Below are 19377 nucleotides of genomic sequence, written 5' to 3'. Positions count from 1 at the left end.
GAGTCGAAACGCCCCGGACCCCGCAACCGATGGTGGGTGCGCGGGTTTCGATACGCCGTCGGCGCCGGCTACTCGACCACCGGAGGGAACCGCGACGGCCCGCGGCTGCGCGGGCGTCGGTAGCGTGGAGGCATGAGCGCCATCCTGCTGATCGGCGGCCACGGCAAGGTCGCCCGCCTCCTCACCCCTCTCCTGCTCGCCGACGGCGACACTGTCACCTCGGTCGTGCGCAACCCCGACCACGTCACCGAGATCGGCGCCCTCGGTGCCGAGGCGGTCGTCGCCGACGCCGAGACGATGACGCTCGACGAGTGGCGCGGGCTCGTCGAAGGACACGACGCCGTCGTCTGGTCGGCCGGTGCGGGCGGCGGCTCCCCCGCGCGCACGAACGCGATCGACCGCGACGCGGCGGTGCTGTCGATGCAGGCAGCCCTCGCCGAGGGCGTGCGGCGCTACGTGATGGTGTCGTGGGCGGGCTCGCGTCTGGATCACGGCATCCCGCAGTCGGAGTCGTTCTTCACGTATGCGCAGGCGAAGGCGGTGGCCGACGCGGTGCTGCGCGACTCGGAACTGGAGTGGACGGTCATCGCGCCGAGCACACTCACCGAGGAGCCCGGCACCGGGGGCGTCGCCGAGGCGAAGCCGGGCGGCTCGGTGCCGCGCGCCGACGTCGCGGCCGTGGTCGCGGCGGCACTGCGCACGCCCGCGAGCATCGGGCGGACCTTCCGCTTCGACGCGGGAGCCACCACCGTCGCCGAATTCGTGTCGTGACCGACGACGACGCGGACGGGGCGTACCGCCGCCTCTCCCCCGGCCAGCGCTGCGTCGTGTCGGTGATCGACGTCGACGGGGGCGTCGACGATGTTCTCGTGCACGAGCGGATGCTGCTCGAGGCGCCGAACTGGACCCTCGACGGCGACGCGCTCATCCTCAACGGCGACGGCAGGCTGTGGCGCTTCGACCTCGCGTCCCGTGAGCTGCGCGACATCACGCCCGACGGGCTGCCCGCCCTCAACAACGACCACGTGCTCGACCCCGACGGCGTGCATGTGTTCATCAGCGCGAACGACGGTCACATCCACCGCGCGGCGCTCACCGGGCGGATGCTGCTCCCCCAGTCGCAGCACGTGCTCGCGGATGCGCTCCGCCGTCACCCGCTCCGCCATGCCGCCATCCTGTCAGGTCGGCGGTGCCCAGCAAGTGACGGAGGACCTAGCGGGCGGGCGATCACGACCTCGCGTGGGCGGGTCAGAACTCGGCGAGGCAGCGCACGACTTTCGCGCCGGCTTCGAGTTCGGCGGGGGTGAGGCCGGCGAGCACCTCGCGCAGGCGCGCGTGGAACTCGGCGCGCAGCTCGTCGACGAGGGCGACGGCGGCCGGCGTCGGGGTGAGCACCCGCATCCGCCCGTCGTGCTCGGCAGGTCGCGACTCGAGCAGCCCGACCTCTTCGAGCATGCGCACCTGGCGGCTGACGACGGACTTGTCCATCTCGAACAGCTCGGCCAGTTGGTGGGCGTTCGCGCTGCCGCTGCGCACGATGTGGGCGAGCAGCTTGTAGCCCGAGGGCTGCAGATCGGTGTGCACGCGGACGGCGGCGTCGCGCCACATCATCCGGGTACGGGCGAACAGCAGGTTGATCGAGGCCTCGACCTCGTCGAAGGGGCGGGCGGGATCCGCCGCGTCCCCGGCACCGTGGACCCGTGCCGGGGACGCGAGCGAGCCAGTGGCGCTCATGTCAGCGCGAACGCTGCTCGCCGTCGGTGCGCTCGAGCACCGCGACCGGGGAGGTGGCCGTGCCGCGCAGATCGCCGCCGACGGTCGAGATGGTGCCGGTGGCGGCGCCGATCTCGGCCTCGGCGACCTCGATGACCGATTCCTCGGCCTCCTGCAGCGCCTCGGCGGCCGTCTTGGTCGACAGCGGCTTGTTCTTCACGAACGCGATGGCGACGATGGCCAGCGCCGCGAGCGGGATGGCGATGATGAACGCGTCGGCGATGCCGTGGCCGTAGGCGCCCTCGACGATCGCACGGATGCCCTCGGGCAGCGACGACACGTGCGGGACGTTGCCCGAGGCGAGGTGCTGCAACGCGTCGGCGTCCTCCGGCGTGCTCGGGGTGAAGCCCGCGAGCCCATCGGCGACGTACTCGCCGACCTTCGTCGAGAGGATCGAGCCCATGATCGTGACGCCGATGGTGCCCGCGATCGTGCGGAAGAAGTTGACGTTCGAGGATGCTGCACCCAGCTGCGTGGGCGGGGTGTCGTTCTGCACGATGAGCGTCAGGTTCTGCATGACCATGCCCAGGCCCGCGCCGAGCACCACCATGTAGGCCGCGACCTGCACGAACGGGGTGTCGTAGCGCAGCGTCGCCATGAGGCTCACGCCGATGAGGGTCAGGACGGAGCCGGTCAGCATCCAGCCCTTCCACTTTCCGAAGCGGCTGACGAGCTGGCCGATGATGATGGACGCGCCCATCTGGCCGACGATCATCGGGATCGTCATGAGACCCGACTCGGTCGGTGTGGCGCCACGGGCGAGCTGGAAGTACTGGGCGAGGAACACCGAGGTGGCGAACATCGAGACGCCGATGGCGATCGAGGCGAGCACCGACAGCGTGAACGTGCGGTTCTTGAAGAGCGTCATCGGGACGATGGGCTCCTTGACGAAGAACTCGACGGCGATGAAGGCGAGCAGGGCGACGGCGGCGCCGAGACCGAGCTCCCAGCTGGTGGCGGAATCCCACTCGAACTGGTTGCCGCCCATCGAGACCCAGATCAGCAGCAACGAGACGCCGACGGCGAGCAGCACGATGCCGAAGTAGTCGATCGAGATCTTGCCTTCGCGGCGGGGCTTGGGCAGGTGCAGGGTGAACTGCAGCAGCACGAGCGCGACGATCGCGAACGGGACGCCGACGAAGAAGTTGGCGCGCCAGCCCCACGCGTCGGTGATGACGCCGCCCAGCAGCGGTCCGCCGATGGTGCCGAGCGCCATGATGCCGCCGACGACACCCATGTACTTGCCGCGCTCACGAGGCGAGATGATCAGCGCGACGGCGATCATCACGAGCGACATGAGGCCGCCGACGCCCAGGCCCTGCACGACGCGCACCGCGATGAGCATGTTGGTGTCGGTCGAGAAGCCGGCGATGACGGTGCCGACGGTGAAGAGGATGAGCGAGAGCTGGATGAGGATCTTGCGGTCGACCAGGTCGGCGAGCTTTCCCCAGATCGGCGTCGAGACGGCGGTGGCGAGCAGGCTCGCCGTGATGACCCAGGTGTACTGCGACTGGGTGCCCCCGAGGTCGGCGATGATGACCGGCAACGAGGTGGAGACGACCGTGCCCGAGAGCACGGCGACGAACATGCCGACCACGAGGCCGGAGATCGCGGTGAAGACCTCGCGCGCGGAGCGTGTGCTCTCGGGCGCGGGTGCGACGGGTGATGACAAGGTGGACTCCTGCGTTAAATCGTTGATCTGCGTCAACTGTACGCTTATCGTTGATGTACGTCAACTGTAGACAGCGGTCAACCATTCCCGCGAGTCGGAGGCGCGACCGAGGTGCCGCCGGCCCACATGCCGATGGAGCCCTCGGCGACGACGTGTCACCGAGGGCTCCCTCGGGTGTGTTCCACGGGGCGGCATCCACCCCACCGGCCGGCTCAGTCGATCAGCACCTCGCGCACGACGACCTCCCGGGGAGCGAGGCCGATGCCCGACACCAGCACCGACTCGTCGGTGCGGTTGGCGAGGAAGAGGTAGCGGGTCGCGCCCTGCCGGCGCACGATCACCTCGACGCGCCCGTCGGCGGCGAGCGGGTCGCCGACGAGGGCGTCCACGTCGACCGCGAGCGAGCGCAGCACCCCGAGCGCCCCGGTGCGGCCGAGGTCGGCCGACACGTAGGTCGCGGAGCCGCCCGCGGCCGGGCGCCGCCGGGTCACGGCGGGAAGGCCGGTGAGGTCGCCGTCGGCGTAGCCGTCGAGCACCTCGACGTCGGCATCCGTGTGCACGATGCGCTCGGTCCACGTCGACGCCGATGCTCCCGACGAGAGCGCGACCGTCTCATCGGGCAGCAGCGGCACGAACTCCTCCACGCGGATGCCGAGGGTCGCGCGCAGCGCGCCGGGATAGCCGCCGAGCCACACGCGGTCGTGCTCGTCGACGGTGCCCGAGAAGTACGTGGTGACGAGGTGGCCGCCGCCGGTGACGTACGCGTCGATGCGGCCCTGCAGGCCCGCGTCGACGACGTGCAGCATCGGCGCGATCACGACCTCGTAGCCGTCCCAGTCCGACGAGGCGGGGACCACGTCGGCGCGCACGCCCTGGTCGAGCAGCGCGCGGTACCACGCGAGGGTCTCGACGTCGTAGTGCAGCCCCTCGGTCGGGTGCCCGTCGCGGCCGCTCACCCACCACGACTCGTAGTCGAAGAGCACGGCGACGCGGGCGCGTTCGCGCACCGAGCCGGTGACGCCGGCGAGCTCGCCGAGCTTCGCCCCGAGGGCGACGACGTCGCGGAACACACGGGAGTCGGTGCCCGCGTGGGGCAGCATCCCGGAGTGGTAGCGCTCGCCACCGGCGCGCGACTGCCGCCACTGGAAGTAACAGACCGCGTCGGCGCCGTGGGCGACGTGCGTGAGGGCGTCGCGCATCAACTCGCCGGGACGCTTCGGCGGGTTCGCCTCGCGCCAGTTGACGGCGCTCGTGGCGTGCTCCATGAGGAACCACGGGCGACCGCCGGCGATGTTGCCGGTGAGGTTGGCCCAGAACGACAGGTCGTCGCGGCCGAGCTCGCCCGGGCGGAGGTAGTGGTCGTTGGCGACGAAGTCGACGTCGCCCGCCCACGACACGTAGTCGATGTCGCGCACGTTCTGGGCGACCATGAAGTTCGTCGTGACGGGCACGTCGGGGGTCACCTCGCGCAGCACGGCGCCCTCGACGCGCAGGTGGTCGCGGACGGCGTCGGAGCTGAACCGCTCGAAGTCCAGACGCTGGCCGGGGTTGCGGAAGGTCGGGGCCGTGCGCGGCGGCAGGATCTCGTCGAAGTCACCGTACCGCTGCGACCAGAAGGCGGTGCCCCAGGCGTCGTTGAGAGCGTCGATGCTCGTGTAGCGCTCCTGCAGCCAGATCCGGAAGGCCGCGGCCGCGTCGTCGGAGTAGTCGTAGAGATTGTGGCATCCGAGCTCGTTCGAGACGTGCCAGGCGACCAGGGCGGGGTGGTCGGCGTAGCGTTCGGCGAGCGCACGGGTCAGCCGCAGGGCGTGCGCGCGGAACACCGGTGAGGTGGGTCGCCAGTGCTGACGCGACCCCGGCCAGAACACGGTGCCGTCCTCGCCGACCGGGAGGATCTCCGGATGCTGCTTCGCCAGCCACGGCGGCGGCGACGCGGTCGCGGTGGCGAGGTCGACGTCGATGCCGCCGGCGTGGAGGAGGTCCATGATCTCGTCGAGCCAGGCGAAGTCGTATTCGCCCGGGCGCGGCTCCAGCAGCGCCCACGAGAAGATCGCGAGGGAGACGATGTTGACGCCGGCCTCCTGCATGAGGCGCACGTCCTCGTCCCACACCTCCCGGGGCCATTGCTCGGGGTTGTAGTCGGCGCCGTAGCGCAGCTTCCCCGCCCCCAGCGAGCCGTTCTTCACCCAGCGATATCTCGTCGTCTGCGTCGTCACACGCTTGATCCTAGATCAAAACCCGTGCAGGTGCACGTTTTACGCGGGGCGGCTACGCTTCCCTCATGCCGGACACTCCGCCCGCCCGCCGCGGTCCCTACGCGAAGACGGCGGAACGGCGGCTGGAGATCATCCGCACCGCGACCGCGGTGTTCGCGTCGTACGGCTACCGGGGCGGCTCGCTGCGCCAGATCGCGGCGCAGCTCGGGCTGCCGCTGACGACCCTGATGCACCACTTCCCCACGAAGTCGGCGCTGCTGGAGGCCGTACTCGACCAGGAGGACGCCGCCGACCCGGATGCCGAGGGCCGCGCGCGACACGACGGCTTCATGCCGATGGTGCTCGGCATCGTCGAACGCAATCTCGGCAGGCGCGAGCTCGTGCGCATGTTCTCGGTCGTCTCGGCCGAGGCGACGGCGCCCGACCACGAGGCGCACGAGTGGCTGTTGCGCCGGTACGCGGCTGTCACCGTCGACTACGGCCGGATGATCGCCTTCGACCAGGCTGAGGGCCGCATCCGCTCCCGGCGCGATCCCGTGCAGCTGGCCGGGCTCGTGGTGTCGGCGTGGGAAGGCGTGCAGATCCGCTGGCTCGCCGACGGCACCGACCCCGTCGCCGCCATGCGGACGCTGCTGGCGGCGCTACTCGACCCCGCCGACTGAGCGTCAGGCCACGATGAGGTACACCGCGGTGACGGCGGTGAGGCCCATGACGATCAGCTCGAACAGCGACTGCGTCATCCGGGCGACGACGAGCCGGCCCACGAGGGCGCCGACGAGCACCGCCGGGACGAGGAGGAGGTCGAGCAGCAGCGCGTCGACGGTCAGCAGGCCGGAGCCGATCATGAACGGCAGCTTCGCGACGTTGACGATCGCGAAGAACCACGCCGCCGTGCCGAGGAACGCCTTCGCGTCGAACCGCGCGGCGAGGAAGTACAGCGACATCACCGGTCCACCGGCGTTGGCGACCATCGTCGTGAACCCGCCGAGCGAGCCGTAGCCGGCCGCGGCGAGCCGCCCCGCGGGAGCGGCGCGGTGCTCGTCGTCCGGCGCGCGGGTCGGCGCGGGCCGCGGCGCGGGCCGCCGGCGCAGCCAGACGGTGAGCGCGAGGAGGGCGAGCAGGATGCCGCCGATGACACGGCGGACGGCGCCGTCGTCGGCGAACAGCAGGAACAGGGCACCCACGACCATCCCGAGCACGACCGCCGGCGCGAGCCGCAGCAGCGCGCGCCAGTCCGCGTGGCGGCGGTACATCGACAGGGCGAGCACGTCGCCGAGGATCAGCAGCAGCAGGAGCGTCGCCGTCGAAGACCGCGCCGGCAGCACCGCCGCGAACAGCGCGACCGCGACCGTCCCCGCACCCGGGATCGCGGTCTTGGACAGCCCCACGACGAGCGCCCCGAACGCGAGCAGCGCCCATCCGACCGCGGTGATCTCAGGCATCCGCCCCACCCTAGTTCCGTTTGCGCGAGGGGGGGGTGAGGGCGGGTGGATGCTGCGCGCGGACGCTGCGCGCGGGCGGTCAGTCGAGGGCGGCGCGGGCGGCGGCGGCCTTCTTGGTGGCGGCGCGGGCGGCGGTGGCGGCGGCTTTCGCGGCGCGGGCGGCGTCGGCCAGCCGCTCCTCGGCGTCGGAGGCGTCGGCCTCGGCGCGCTCGAGGTCGCGCCTGAGCGCGTCGACACGCTCGCGGACATCGTCGAGGCGCGCCTGCTCCCGGTCGCGGCGCGCGTCGGCCCGTGCGCGCTCGCGCTCGGCACCCTCCGCCTCGCGTTCGGCCTCGCGCACGACCTTCTCCGCGACCTTGCGCGCACGACGCTCGGCGAGGTCGTCGGGCGGGGGCGCGGGCGCGGCGCCGGCCGGAACCGATCCGGCGAGCGCGTCGGTGAGATCGACATCGCCGAGACCGGTCGCCGAGATCGGCTTCGCGAGCCGTCCGGAGAGCACGGCGGCGGCGGCATCCGCGTCGATCATGGCGGCGTTGAGGGTCTGCTCGATGTCGGTGCGCGCGGCGGCGCTCACCGCCACGCCGCGCTCGTCGGCGAGACTCACGGCTTGACCGGCGAGAGCGGCGACGAGCTGCCGCCGCTGCCGTCCGAGTCGCGAGAGCTCCGCCGCATCCAGCCCTTCCTGTGCCTCCCGGAGGTCGGCGGCGAGCGCGATCGCATCGCCGAGCATCCCCTCGCGCGCGAGCAGGTCGACCGCCCAGGCGGCGACGACCGGTTTGCGGATGCTGCGGATCTCCGCCGCCAGGTCTGCATCCGACTCTGCGGCGCGTGCGGTGCGTGCGGCCGTGAACTCCGCCGGCGGCACCGCGTACAGCTCGACGACGATGTCGTCGAGCGCGCCGGGAGCGTCGGGGGCCATGCGGCCATTCTGCCCGGGCGTCACAGCGCGCGGGGTGTCGCGGCATGTCACACGAACGGTCGCTTCCCGCTCGGCCAGAAGGCACTTCGCGTGACACGGCGGTCGCGCATGTCACACGAACGGTCGCGTACCCCGCATCCTCACGGCCGTTCGTGTGACACGCTCGGCGGCGGTCGGGGCGCCCACCACCGCCCGCCGCGTCAGAGACCGACGGCGGCCATCCCGGCGGCGTCGTAGCGGTCGCCGGCCACGCCGACGGTCGCGGCGAGTGCGTTCAGCGCGGCGACGTCGTCGGCCGACAGTCGCACCGTCGTCGCGGCGGCGTTCTCGTCGACCCGCTCACGGCGACGCGTGCCCGGGATCGGCACGATGAACGGATGCTGCGCGAGCAGCCACGCCAGTGCCACCTGACCGGGCGTCGCACCGTGATCGTCGGCGAGGGTCTTCACCCGGTCGACGAGGGCCTGGTTGGCGCGGAGGTTGTCGGGCTGGAACCGCGGGACCCGGGCGCGGATCTCGCCGCCTCCGAACGTCGCATCGGCCGCGACGGTTCCGGTGAGGAACCCCTTGCCGAGCGGGCTGAACGGCACGAAGCCGATGCCGAGCTCGACGCACGTGGGCAGCACCTCCGGCTCGGGGTCGCGCGTCCACAGCGAGTACTCGCTCTGCACCGCGGTGACCGGCTGCACCGCGTGGGCACGTCGGATCGTCGCGGCCGACGCCTCCGACAGCCCGAAGTGGCGCACCTTGCCGGCGGCGATGAGTTCGCCGACCGTGCCGGCCACGTCTTCGATCGGCACCGCCGGGTCGACGCGGTGCTGATAGAAGAGGTCGAGCGCGTCGACGCCGAGCCGGCGCAGCGACGCATCGGCGACGGCCCGGATGTTCTCGGGACGCGAGTCGGTGCCGGCCATCGCGCCGTCGACGATGCGGAAGCCGAACTTCGTCGCGACGGTGACCCGGTCGCGGATCGGAGCGATCGCGGCACCGACGAGCTCTTCGTTGTCGTACGGTCCGTAGACCTCGGCGGTGTCGATGAAGGTGACGCCGCGCTCGACCGCGTGGCGGAGCACGCCGATCATGTCGTCGCGGTCGCCGGGGTTCGGTCCGTAGCTCATGGACATGCCCATGGCGCCGAGGCCGACCGCCGAGACGGTCAAGCCGCCGTCGCCGCGATGCGATCCGAGGGTGCGGGTGTGCATGGTGATCTCCTTTTCGAGGGAAAGCCGAGGGGAAGCCGTCAGGCCTCGTCGATGACGACGTCGAAGAACGCGTCGCGGGGCTGGTCGGGGTCGGGACCGCCGCGCACGCCCGTCTCGAGCGCGTCGATGCGGGCGATCTCGTCGCCGGTGAGCTCGAAGCCGAACACGTCGATGTTCTGCGCGATGCGCGCCGGGTTCACCGACTTCGGGATCACGGACCGCCCCTGCTGGATGCCCCAGCGCAGCATCACCTGGGCGGGCGACACGTCGTGGGCCGCCGCGATCGCGCCGATGGTCTCGCCGTCGAGGGCCGAGCGCTTCCCGTCGCCCCAACCGGGGTAGAAGGTGATGCCGCCGATCGGCGACCAGGCCTGGGTGAGGACGCCGTGCGCGGCGTTCGCGCGCTGCACATCGCGCTGGGCGAAGTACGGATGGACCTCGATCTGGTTCACCGCCGGCACGATCGAGGTCTCGGCGAGGAGGGCGTCGAGGTGGTGGGGCATGAAGTTGCTGACGCCGATGGCACGCACGCGTCCGTCTGCGAGCAGCGTCTCGAGGGCGCGGTAGGCAGCCAGGACCGTGGCGAACCGGCTGGGCACGGGCTGGTGCAGGATCAGCAGGTCGAGCGTGTCGACGCCGAGTTTGCCGGCGGACTTGTCGAACGCGTGCAGGGTTTGGTCGTAGCCGTAGTCGCTGACCCACACCTTGGTCTCGAGGAACACATCATCGCGCGGGACTCCCGACTGCCGCAGTCCCGCGCCGACCTCCCGTTCGTTGCGGTAGGCCTCGGCGGTGTCGATGTGCCGGTACCCGGCCTCGAGGGCGGCGCGCACGGCGGCGGCGGTCTGCTCGGGAGGGCTCTGGAAGACGCCGAGCCCGAGTGCGGGCAGCGTGACGCCGTTGTTGAGGGTGAGGTCGATCACGGGGGTCTCCTTGTCGTGCGGACGGTCATGCTCTGTCGTGCTCCAGTCAACGACGGGCGCGTCCGCGGCGGCAGTGGACGTCGTGCCCGGTACCGGCAGTACCTCCCTCCCCGCATCCGCACGGCGTACCGTCGGAGGCATGGATCACCGGAGCGAGGTGCGCGAATTCCTCACGAGCAGACGTGACCGCCTCACCCCCGACCGCGCCGGACTCCCGGCCTTCGGCGGCAACCGGCGCGTGCCGGGACTGCGCCGCGAGGAGGTCGCCCTGCTGGCCGGCGTCAGCGTCGACTATTACACGCGCCTCGAACGCGGCGACCTGTCGGGCGCGAGCGAGAGCGTGCTCGACGGGCTCGCCCGCGCGCTCCAGCTCGACGAAGCCGAGACGGCGCACCTGTTCGACCTCGCCCGCACCGCGAACGCGTCACCGGCCGCCCGGCGGCCGCGGCGGAAGACGGATGCGGTGCGCCCCAGCCTGCAGCGCCTGCTCGATGCGATGACCGAGGCGCCCGCGATCATCCGCAACAACTACTTCGACTACGTCGCCGCGAACCCCCTCGCCCGCGCGCTGTACTCCCCGGTGTTCGCCGATCCGGCGCCGAACAGCGCCCGCTTCGCGTTCCTCGATCCCGCCGCACGGGAGTTCTACGTGGAGTGGGACAAGAACACGCAGGAGCTCGTCGCCGCGATGCGCGGCGAGGCGGGTCGCAATCCGTTCGATCGGCGGCTGACCGACCTCGTCGGCGAGCTCTCCACCCGGTCGGAGCGGTTCCGCACCCTGTGGGCGGCGCACAATGTGCGCTTCCACCGCTCCGGGGTCAAGCGGATCCACCATCCGGTCGTCGGCGAGCTCGAGCTCACCTACGAGGCGTTCGAGCTGCCCGCCGACCCGGGGCTGACGCTGTCGACGTACACCGCCGAGCCCGGCACGCCGTCGGCCGATGCGCTCCGCGTGCTCGCGAGCTGGGCCGCGACCGCCGCGCTCCCCGCGCCGGGCGCCGCCGCCGACCGCGCGGAGGCGTGAGGCCCGCACGGCGCCGGCGGAAGGCCCGGGGCGTTTCGACTCCCTCCGCTCGCTCAACGACCGGCGTGGGGGCGGGCGTTTCGACTCGCTCCGCTCGCTCAACGACCGGTGGGCGTCTCCCTTCCGATCGTTGAGCGAGGAGCGAAGCGACGAGTCGAAACGCATCGAGCTGTGGACGGTGCGCTCCCGCATCCGCGCCGCTACGCGGCTGTCTCTGCCACAGCATCCGGGTGCTCGTCGGTGTCGCGCGAGTCGGTGAGGGTCAGTGCGCCGACGCCGGCGATGAGTCCGACCGCGACGGCGAGGATCGTGAACAGCACCTGCTCGCCGTGGAAGAAGGAGGCCGTCAGCTCGGGGCTCCAGACGCCGTCGGGGAGCACGGTGGTCACCAGCAGCGCGATCACCGTACCGACGACGGCGGTGCCGATGCTCGTGCCGACCTCCTGCGCGGTGTCGTTGAGCGCGGCGCCCATCGAGGTGCGGTTGCCGGGCATCGCACCAACGAGGGCGACGGCGCAGATGGTCATGACGGTGCGCAGGCCCACGGTCATGACGACCATGGCGATCGCGATCGCGAGGTAGTCGCGCTCGACACCCCACGCCATGAAGCCGAGGCCGGCGGCCAGCAGCGCAGCACCGACGAGGCAGGCGACGCGATGACCGCAGCGGCGCACGAGGGCCTCGGTGAGCGGCGTCGCGAGGATCATCGTGAGGATGAGCGGCAGGTTCGCCAGCCCCGCCTGCATCGGGCTCCATCCCCACGCGTATTGGAAGTGCAGGATCAGCGCGAACATGACGCCGGCCATGGCGATCGACGTGCCGATCTGGGCGATGGCGGCGCCGCGCACGACACCGCTGCGGAAGAGCGTCAGATCCAGCATGGGCGAGGCGGCACGGCGTTCGCGGATGATGAAGGCGACGACGGATGCCGCCGCGCCGGCGATCACGGCGAAGGTGAGCGGCGAGGCCCACCCGTACTGCACGCCGCACGTGAGGGCGTAGCAGGCGAGTCCGATCGTGAGGATGCTGAGGGCGGCGCCGGGCAGGTCGAGCGCGTCCTTCGTGAGGCCGTCGGCGGAGTCGGCCGGCACGCCGAAGTGCACCCCGAGCGCCGCGATCAGGGCGATGGGGGCGTTGAGGATCAGCAGCCACTGCCACGGCAGGTGCGTGAGGATGGTGCCGCCCAGCAGCGGCCCGAGGACGAAGCCCGACATGCCGACGACCATCATCAGCGTGATGGCGCGCATGCGCAGCTTCTCGTCGTCGAAGAGGCGGAACACGAGCGAGTTGGTGATGGGCGCCATCGCGGCCGCCGCGATGCCGAGTGCGGCGCGCAGCGCGATCAGCTGCCAGACCACGCCGACGAGCAGCACGCCGAGGCTGATGAGTCCAAACAGGGCGAGCCCGACCTGCAGCACGCGTCGACGCCCGAAGCGGTCGGCGATCGAGCCGGCCGTGAGCAGCAGGCCGCCGAAGGTGAGCGAGTACGCGCCGGTCACCCACTGCAGCGAGGTCGTGTCGCCGCCGAGGTCGCGGCCGATGGTGGGCAACGCGATCGACAGCAGCGTGTTGTCGACCATCTCGACGAAGAAGGCGAGGCACAGCGCGGCCAGCGGGATCCACGCGGCCTTCAGCGAGGTGTAGGTGCCTCCCGCGGTGGGGACGACGGCGGTTGCGCTCATGGCGACTCCTGACTCGAACAGCGTTCGGTCCTCGAACGCCGTTCGATACGATAGAACAGTGTTCGACAATGCGCAAGTGCACGGCGACTCTGTGATGGGATGAAGTGATGACCGACTCGACGACCTCGGATGCGGCACGCCGCGGCGGTGGGCGCGCGCGCGGCGCGCGCACCCGCGAGCGGGCCTCGCATTCGCTGGACTCCGTACTGTCGGAGGCCGTCGCGCTGCTCGACGAGGCGGGCGCGCAGGGGCTCACCATCCGTGCACTCGCGACGAGGCTCGGCGGCGGTGCCGCGAGCGTGTACTGGTACGTGTCGGGGCGCGACGAGCTGCTCGACCTCGCCGCCGATTCGGTGCTCGCGGGCGTGCTCACCTCGGTCGCGGGGCTCCACACCGACGACCCCATCGCCGACCTGCGCACGATCGCGCTGGCGATGTTCGACGCGATCGTCGACCGACCGTGGCTCGGGGCGTACGCGATGCGCAACACCGGCGCCCAGCCGAACTCGCTGAGTCTGTACGAGCGGATCGGCGAGGAGACGCTGCGACTCGACCTCACGCCGCGACAGCGGTTCCACGCGACCTCGGCGGTCGTCGGATTCGTCATCGGCACGGCGGCCGACATGGGGCAGGAGCCGCCGGCGGAGGTGGTCTCGGGCGAGGTGACCCGCGAGGAGTACCTCGGGCGCGCGACGCAGCAGTGGCGGGCGCTGGATCCTGCCGGCTACCCCTTCATCCACCACATCGTGGACGAGTTCGCCGGCCACGACGACCGCGACCAGTTCCTCTCCGGCCTCGACCTGCTTCTCGACGGCCTGCGCATCCAGTCCCGCCGCTGACGCGGGTTCGGGCGTTTCGACTCGCTCCGCTCGCTCAACGACCGGCGGGTGCTCCCGGTCGTTGAGCGAGGAGCGCAGCGACGAGTCGAAACGCCCCGGACAGTGCGCGCGTTTCGACTCGCTCCGCTCGCTCAACGATCGGGGGTGCTCCCGGTCGTTGAGCGAGGAGCGCAGCGACGAGTCGAAACGCCCCGGGCTGTGGACGGTGAGCACCGGCATCCGCGCCGCTCGCTAGCGTCGCGGGCATGCCGTACGTCTACATGCTCCGGTGCGCGGACGGCACGATCTACGTCGGCAGCACGATCGATCTCGACCGCCGCCTGGCACAGCATCAAGCCGGCGAGGGCGCGAGGTACACGCGGCGACGTCTGCCGGTCACGCTGCTGTGGAGCGAGCAGATGGACCGGATCGACGACGCGTTCGCCTGGGAGAAGCGGATGCAGGGGTGGAGCCATGCGAAGCGGATCGCCTACGCCGAGGGCGGGCTCGACGCCGTTCGCGGATGGAGTGCGCGGATGCGGGCGGCGCGGAGCGATCCGCAGGCGGCTCGGGGCGTTTCGACTCGCAACGCCCCGAACGTGCCGCGGCTCAGCGGGCGGAGACGACGCGGGCGGCAGCGGCCACAGCCTCGGCGGGCGCGCGGTAGCCGTGCTCGGCGGCCGGGAACGCCCCGGAGCGCACCGCGTCGGCGTACGCCGCGAAGCCCGCGTGGATCGCGTCGCCGACGGCCGCGAAGCGCTCGACGAACACGGCGGTCTTGCCTTCGGTGATGCCCAGCAGGTCGTGCGCGACGAGCACCTGCCCGTCGGCGGCCCCGGCGCCGATGCCGATCACGGGGATCGCGACGGCGGGCAGCACGACGTCGACGACGTCGGCGGGCACCGCCTCGATGACGAGCAGGCTCGCCCCCGCATCCTGCACCGCAAGCGCCTCCCGGGCGAACCGTTCGGCCGACGCCTCGGAGCGTCCCTGGGCGCGCAGCCCGCCGAGGGCGACCGCCGTCTGCGGTGTGAGGCCCACGTGGGCGACGACGACGATGCCGGCATCCGCGATCGCCCGGATGCGACTGAGGCGCGCCGCTCCCCCGCCCTCGATCTTCACGGCGTCGGCGCCCGCCTCCTTCACGAAGCGCACGGCGGTCTCCACCGCCTGCGCGTCGGAGAGCTCGGTCGACCCGAACGGCAGGTCGACGACGACGAACGCAGCACTCACGCCGCGACGGACGGCCGCGGCGAGCACCAGCATCTCCTCGACGGTCACCTCGGCGGTCGAGTCGTGGCCGAGCACGACCTGCGCGCCGGAGTCTCCGACGAGCACCATGTCGACGCCGGCGCGGTCGGCGAGGCGAGCCGTCGCGAAGTCGTAGGCGGTGACCATGACGATGGGTTCGCGCGCGGCCTTCATCTCGTCGAGCCTGCGCAGCGTGACACGGGCGCTCATGGCGCACCTCCTGGGATGACGGGCGGAGTGACGGACGGGATGACGGGCGGGTCGGCGGGGGCGAGGATGACGTTGTCGATGAGGCGCGTCTCCCCCACCCGGGCGGCGACGGCGAGCACCGCCGGGCCGTCGAGGTCGGCGACGGGCACGAATGTGTCGGGGTCGACGAACGCGACGTACTCCGGCGCGACACCCGCCTCGGCGAGCACGTGCGACACCGCGTCGCACAGGCGTGCGGCATCGCGGATGCCGGTGGCCACGGCATCCGTCGCCGCCCGGAGTCCGCGCGAGATCGCGAGGGCGCGCTCCCGGTCCGGCGCGCTCAGGCGCACGTTGCGGCTCGAGCGGGCGAGACCGTCGGGTTCGCGCGAGGTCGGGCACACGACGATGTCGACGGGCACGCGCAGGTCGGCGACCATCCGCCGGACGACGGCGACCTGCTGCGCGTCCTTCGCGCCGAAGTACGCCGCGACGGGTCGCACCACCTGCAGCAGGCTGAGCACGATCGTGGCGACGCCGTCGAAGTGCCCCGGGCCACGACGGGCCCCCTCCAGCGTCTCGGTGAGCGGACCGCGCACCCGCACCGAGGTGGCCGCTCCCGCGGGGTACATCTCGGCCGCCGTCGGCAGGAACACGACGTCGACGCCCGCCGTGCGGGCGAGTTCCAGGTCGCGCTTCACCGTGCGGGGGTAGGCGTCGAGGTCGGCCTGCTCGTCGAACTGGGTGGGGTTCACGAAGATCGACAGCACGACGGTGCCGCCGTCGGAGCGCGCCGCGCGCAGCAGCGACAGATGCCCTTCGTGCAGGGCGCCCATCGTGGGGACGAACCGCACCGGCCGGGCCGTCGACAGCACGTCGCGCAACTCGGAGACGGTGCGCACGACACGCGGCGCCGGCGCCACACCCCCGGGCTCGGACGCGGCGAGGTCGCGCGTCGCCTGTGTCAGAGCGTCGAACAACGCGAGCCGCTCCGGCGTCCGCTCGGCGACCGCGCCCCGCTGCCGCGCGACGGTGTCGTCGTCGCCGCGTGCGACGGGCCCGGTGAGCGCGGCGGCGGCGCCGAGCCGCTGCCAGGTGTCGACCGTCCCGGTCACTAGGGGCTCGAGCGCGCTGAGGGGCACGCCGGCCGAGGCGGCCAGCTCCTCCGCGAATCCCGCGACGGCCGTGAGGTAGTTCGCGGCGACCGAGGCGGCCGCGTGGTAGGCGGCGCGGTCCGCGTCGGCCACCTCGAACGCCGCCAGCCCGAGCGTGCGTACGAGCGCGAGCGCGGCGTCGTACGCGCGATCGGACGACGCACTGAGCGCGGCCGGCACACCGTCGAAGGCGGCATCAGCACCCGTGACGCTGCGGAGGGGATGGACGCTGAACGCATCGGCGTGGGCGAGCGGCGCGAGCGTCGTCGCCCCCGACAGATGCCCGACGATCGCGCCGATCGGGACGAGGGCGGCGGCCGCGGCGATCTGCGCGTCGGGCACGGCGAGCAGCACGATCTCGGCGTGCGGGACGACCCCGCGGCCGAGCGGAGGGGCGACCGCGACTCCGGCGTCGCGCAGTCGGGCGACGAGGGCCCGCCCCATGCGGCCGTCGCCGACGACGTCGACGGTGCCGAGCGCGGGCAGGGGAGGTCGATCCGACATCGTCGTCGCCTCCCTCTGCCGCAGGCCGTCTGCGGACCGCGTACAAAAATACCCCGCCTCCCGCGGCGCGCCGAACCCGCATCCAATCCGATTCCCACCCCGCACCGAACCCCTGGTGCACCCCGCACCGGCGGTCGTGTCGTCCCCGGCACCGGAGACGTCCTGCGGAGCACACAGCTCCCGAGAACGGAGGAACACCATGCTCGTCACGAAGAAGTCGAAGGTCACGGCCCTCGCCGCGCTCACCCTCTCCGCCGCGTTCGCCCTCGCGGGCTGTTCGTCGGGCACGTCGGGATCGTCCGACGCGATGACCGAGTCCCCGGCACCCGCGCCGGAGTCGTCGGCGTCGATGGAGGCGGACACGATGGACCCGGGTGCGGACCTCGTCGGCGCCGGCTGCGCCGCATACGCCGAGGCGGTGCCCGACGGCGCCGGATCGGTCGAGGGCATGGCGATGGACCCCGTGGCCACCGCCGCCTCCAACAACCCGCTGCTGAAGACCCTGGTCGCCGCGGTGAGCGGTCAGCTCAACCCCGACGTCGACCTCGTCGACACCCTCAACAGCGGTGAGTACACCGTGTTCGCTCCGGTCGACGACGCGTTCGCGAAAATCGACCCGGCCACGATCGAGGGTCTGAAGACCGACGCCACGACGCTGACGTCGATCCTGACCTACCACGTGGTCGACGGCCAGGTCGCGCCGGAGGAGATCGACGGCACGCACACGACGCTCAACGGCGCCGACCTCGAGGTCACCGGCTCGGGCGACTCGATCATGGTCAACGGCGAGTCGACCGTCATCTGCGGTGGCGTGAAGACGGCCAACGCGACGGTCTACCTCATCGACACGGTCCTGATGCCCCCGATGTGATCCGACCGGACACCGATCAACCCCAGCGCGGAGGCGACATGAGCACGGGACGAGGCATCGATCGGATGCTGGCCGCCTCCGCCGGGGTGATCGCCGCGGGCGTGCTGCTCGCGGCCAGCGAACTCGCCGCACTGCTCCTGGGCCGTGCGGCGAGTCCGCTGCTGGCGGCGGGGTCCTTCGTCGTCGACATCGTGCCGCAGCCGGTCAAGGAGTTCGCGGTCTCGACGTTCGGCTCGGCCGACAAGATCGTGCTGCTGGCCTCGCTCGCCGTCGCCGTGCTCATCGGCGCGGCGCTGATCGGGCTGTTGGCTCTGGCACGACCGATCGCGGGGGCGGTGGCCCTGGGACTGGCCGGTGGCGTCGCGACGGCGATGGTCGTCACCCGCGCCGGCGCCGGAGCGCTCGACGCGATCCCGCCGGTCGTCGGGACCGCGGCGGGCATCGTCGTCCTGCTGCTGCTCGTGCGGCGCCTGCGTCCGCGCGCGTCCGGTTCGACTCGTGCGCGGCCCGCCGCATCCCACACGACCCCGTCGGGCGTCGATCGGCGCGGGTTCTTCCTCATCGCCGCCGTGGCGGCATCCGCCGCGGTGATCGTGGGGGTCGGATCGCGGGTCGTGGCCGGGGTGACGACGTCGGTGCGCGCCGTGCGCGACGCGCTGCGTCTGCCCGCGCCGCGCAGCACGGTCGAGATCCCCGCGGGCGCCGAGCTCGACGTGCCCGGCATCACTCCGCTGTTCACCCCGAACGACGACTTCTACCGCGTCGACACCGCGCTCACCGTGCCCGAGATCGACCCCGCCGAGTGGCGGCTGGTGATCGACGGGATGGTCGAGCAGCCGATGGAGCTGACCTTCGACGATCTGCTCGCCCGCGGCCTCGACGAGTACGCGATCACCCTGACGTGCGTGTCGAACGAGGTGGGCGGCGGGCTCGTCGGCAACGCCCGCTGGCTGGGGGTGCCGGTGCGCGATCTGCTGCGCGAGGCGCGGCCCGCGGCGGATGCCGACATGGTGCTCTCGCGCAGCATCGACGGGTTCACCGCCAGCACGCCCCTCGCCTCGGTCAACGACGACGGGATCGACGCGATCCTCGCCGTCGCGATGAACGGTGAGCCGCTGCCGCTCGAGCACGGATTCCCGGTGCGGATGGTCGTTCCCGGGCTCTACGGGTACGTCTCGGCCACCAAGTGGCTCACCCGGCTGACGGTCACGACGTTCGAGGCCGACGAGGCGTACTGGACGCCGCGCGGGTACAGTGCCGAGGCGCCCATCAAATTCTCCTCACGGGTCGACACCCCGAAGATCGGCAAGCCGGTGTCGGCCGGGCGCATCCCGATCGCGGGCGTCGCGTGGGCGCAGACCGTCGGCATCGAGCGCGTCGAGGTACGCATCGACGACGGCGACTGGCAGCAGGCGACGCTCTCGTCGCCGATCAACGCCGACACGTGGGTGCAGTGGATGCTGCCGTGGGACGCCGAGCCCGGCACCCACTATCTGACGGTGCGCGCCGTCGACAAGGCCGGGAACCTGCAGATCGAGGAGGCCGCGCCGATCGCCCCGAACGGCTCCAGCGGCTGGCAGCGCACCCTCGTCTCCGTCACCTGACCCTCGCGCCCCACCCGGTCGTTGAGCGAGGAGCACAGCGACGAGTCGAAACGCGGTGGCCGTCGGCGTCGACTTCCCGGTCGTTGAGCGAGGAGCGCAGCGACGAGTCGAAACGCCCCGAACCCGGCGTCAT

General features: G+C 72.0%; 17 protein-coding genes and 1 pseudogene. 8 read left to right on the top strand and 10 right to left on the bottom strand.

All coding sequences use genetic code 11. The features are described 5' to 3' along the window. The first annotated feature begins 132 nt into the window (after positions 1-132). A complete protein-coding gene (locus C7474_RS02835) occupies positions 133-771 on the top strand; it encodes an NAD(P)H-binding protein (protein WP_121057429.1) in 639 nt (212 codons plus the stop codon). Next, positions 768-1307: a TolB-like translocation protein gene (locus C7474_RS02830; protein WP_121057428.1), complete on the top strand. Its 540-nt coding sequence runs from the start codon at positions 768-770 to the stop codon at positions 1305-1307. Before C7474_RS02835 ends, C7474_RS02830 begins: the two co-directional genes overlap by 4 nt. On the opposite strand, the gene C7474_RS02825 is transcribed toward C7474_RS02830, so the two are convergent. The 3 genes from C7474_RS02825 to C7474_RS02815 form a co-directional block, all read right to left on the bottom strand. Then, complete coding sequence (locus tag C7474_RS02825) at positions 1249-1734, bottom strand: MarR family winged helix-turn-helix transcriptional regulator (protein ID WP_121057427.1); 486 nt, start codon at positions 1732-1734, stop codon at positions 1249-1251. The genes C7474_RS02830 and C7474_RS02825 overlap by 59 nt on opposite strands. Before the next feature lies 1 nt (position 1735). Further along, positions 1736-3445 (bottom strand): MDR family MFS transporter, encoded by a 1710-nt coding sequence (locus C7474_RS02820; RefSeq protein WP_121057426.1) that lies wholly within the window; start codon positions 3443-3445, stop codon positions 1736-1738. Between the two features lie 212 nt (positions 3446-3657). Continuing rightward, positions 3658-5661 carry a beta-galactosidase gene (locus C7474_RS02815; RefSeq protein WP_121057425.1) on the bottom strand — a complete coding sequence of 668 codons (2004 nt, stop codon included), beginning with the start codon at positions 5659-5661 and terminating at the stop codon, positions 3658-3660. 65 nt (positions 5662-5726) lie between these two features. Here C7474_RS02815 and C7474_RS02810 point away from each other — a divergent pair, with 65 nt between their 5' ends. Continuing rightward, positions 5727-6323, top strand: a complete 597-nt coding sequence (locus C7474_RS02810) for a TetR/AcrR family transcriptional regulator (RefSeq protein WP_121057424.1) — start codon at positions 5727-5729, stop codon at positions 6321-6323. 3 nt (positions 6324-6326) lie between these two features. On the opposite strand, the gene C7474_RS02805 is transcribed toward C7474_RS02810, so the two are convergent. The 4 genes from C7474_RS02805 to C7474_RS02790 all read right to left on the bottom strand — a co-directional run bounded on the left by C7474_RS02805 (position 6327) and on the right by C7474_RS02790 (position 10144). Further along, positions 6327-7103, bottom strand: coding sequence for a sulfite exporter TauE/SafE family protein (locus C7474_RS02805; protein ID WP_199692349.1), 777 nt, complete (start codon positions 7101-7103; stop codon positions 6327-6329). 79 nt (positions 7104-7182) lie between these two features. Then, positions 7183-8022 (bottom strand): transposase, encoded by an 840-nt coding sequence (locus tag C7474_RS14975; protein WP_158597294.1) that lies wholly within the window; start codon positions 8020-8022, stop codon positions 7183-7185. Positions 8023-8222: 200 nt separating this feature from the next. Continuing rightward, positions 8223-9224, bottom strand: a complete 1002-nt coding sequence (locus C7474_RS02795) for an aldo/keto reductase (protein ID WP_121057421.1) — start codon at positions 9222-9224, stop codon at positions 8223-8225. 38 nt (positions 9225-9262) lie between these two features. Next, entirely contained in the window at positions 9263-10144 is an 882-nt protein-coding gene (locus C7474_RS02790; protein ID WP_241965113.1) for an aldo/keto reductase, read from the bottom strand. A 142-nt stretch (positions 10145-10286) separates the two neighbouring features. On the opposite strand from C7474_RS02790, the gene C7474_RS02785 reads away from it, so the two are divergent. After that, complete coding sequence (locus C7474_RS02785; protein WP_121057419.1) at positions 10287-11171, top strand: helix-turn-helix domain-containing protein; 885 nt, start codon at positions 10287-10289, stop codon at positions 11169-11171. 200 nt (positions 11172-11371) lie between these two features. Here C7474_RS02785 and C7474_RS02780 read toward each other — a convergent pair whose 3' ends face one another. Next, complete coding sequence (locus tag C7474_RS02780) at positions 11372-12853, bottom strand: MFS transporter (RefSeq protein ID WP_121057418.1); 1482 nt, start codon at positions 12851-12853, stop codon at positions 11372-11374. Between the two features lie 107 nt (positions 12854-12960). Between C7474_RS02780 and C7474_RS02775 the strand changes: the two genes are divergently transcribed. Beyond that, positions 12961-13692, top strand: coding sequence for a TetR/AcrR family transcriptional regulator (locus C7474_RS02775; protein WP_121057871.1), 732 nt, complete (start codon positions 12961-12963; stop codon positions 13690-13692). Between the two features lie 245 nt (positions 13693-13937). Then, positions 13938-14141, top strand: a pseudogene (locus C7474_RS15240) (GIY-YIG nuclease family protein); the annotation flags it as partial. Between the two features lie 139 nt (positions 14142-14280). Here C7474_RS15240 and panB read toward each other — a convergent pair. Then, positions 14281-15132 (bottom strand): 3-methyl-2-oxobutanoate hydroxymethyltransferase, encoded by an 852-nt coding sequence (gene panB, locus C7474_RS02765; protein ID WP_121057417.1) that lies wholly within the window; start codon positions 15130-15132, stop codon positions 14281-14283. After that, entirely contained in the window at positions 15129-16769 is a 1641-nt protein-coding gene (gene panC / locus C7474_RS15435) for a pantoate--beta-alanine ligase (protein ID WP_121057416.1), read from the bottom strand. The genes panB and panC overlap by 4 nt, the downstream gene beginning before the upstream one ends. Positions 16770-16968: 199 nt before the next feature. Between panC and C7474_RS02755 the strand changes: the two genes are divergently transcribed. Both C7474_RS02755 and C7474_RS02750 read left to right on the top strand, forming a co-directional pair. Beyond that, the gene (locus tag C7474_RS02755; protein WP_121057415.1) at positions 16969-17640 is read left to right on the top strand and encodes a fasciclin domain-containing protein; all 672 of its coding nucleotides are present in this window, start codon (positions 16969-16971) and stop codon (positions 17638-17640) included. A 38-nt stretch (positions 17641-17678) separates the two neighbouring features. Continuing rightward, positions 17679-19244: a molybdopterin-dependent oxidoreductase gene (locus tag C7474_RS02750; protein ID WP_121057414.1), complete on the top strand. Its 1566-nt coding sequence runs from the start codon at positions 17679-17681 to the stop codon at positions 19242-19244. The last annotated feature ends 133 nt before the right edge of the window (positions 19245-19377 follow it).

Source organism: Microbacterium telephonicum (assembly GCF_003651225.1).
In the GTDB taxonomy this organism is placed as follows: Bacteria; Actinomycetota; Actinomycetes; order Actinomycetales; family Microbacteriaceae; genus Microbacterium; species Microbacterium telephonicum.
The sequence above is the reverse complement of the archived record's forward strand: the minus strand, read 5'-3'. Positions and strand labels throughout refer to the sequence as shown.

Coding starts and splice junctions, on each gene's coding strand:
- C7474_RS02825 (WP_121057427.1), bottom strand. CDS start 1,734: ATGAGCGCCACTGGCTCGCTCGCGTCCCCGGCACGGGTCCACGGTGCC.
- C7474_RS02755 (WP_121057415.1), top strand. CDS start 16,969: ATGCTCGTCACGAAGAAGTCGAAGGTCACGGCCCTCGCCGCGCTCACC.
- C7474_RS02780 (WP_121057418.1), bottom strand. CDS start 12,853: ATGAGCGCAACCGCCGTCGTCCCCACCGCGGGAGGCACCTACACCTCG.
- C7474_RS02775 (WP_121057871.1), top strand. CDS start 12,961: ATGACCGACTCGACGACCTCGGATGCGGCACGCCGCGGCGGTGGGCGC.
- C7474_RS02785 (WP_121057419.1), top strand. CDS start 10,287: ATGGATCACCGGAGCGAGGTGCGCGAATTCCTCACGAGCAGACGTGAC.
- C7474_RS02805 (WP_199692349.1), bottom strand. CDS start 7,103: ATGCCTGAGATCACCGCGGTCGGATGGGCGCTGCTCGCGTTCGGGGCG.
- C7474_RS02810 (WP_121057424.1), top strand. CDS start 5,727: ATGCCGGACACTCCGCCCGCCCGCCGCGGTCCCTACGCGAAGACGGCG.
- panB (WP_121057417.1), bottom strand. CDS start 15,132: ATGAGCGCCCGTGTCACGCTGCGCAGGCTCGACGAGATGAAGGCCGCG.
- C7474_RS02750 (WP_121057414.1), top strand. CDS start 17,679: ATGAGCACGGGACGAGGCATCGATCGGATGCTGGCCGCCTCCGCCGGG.
- C7474_RS14975 (WP_158597294.1), bottom strand. CDS start 8,022: ATGGCCCCCGACGCTCCCGGCGCGCTCGACGACATCGTCGTCGAGCTG.
- C7474_RS02835 (WP_121057429.1), top strand. CDS start 133: ATGAGCGCCATCCTGCTGATCGGCGGCCACGGCAAGGTCGCCCGCCTC.
- panC (WP_121057416.1), bottom strand. CDS start 16,769: ATGTCGGATCGACCTCCCCTGCCCGCGCTCGGCACCGTCGACGTCGTC.
- C7474_RS02795 (WP_121057421.1), bottom strand. CDS start 9,224: ATGCACACCCGCACCCTCGGATCGCATCGCGGCGACGGCGGCTTGACC.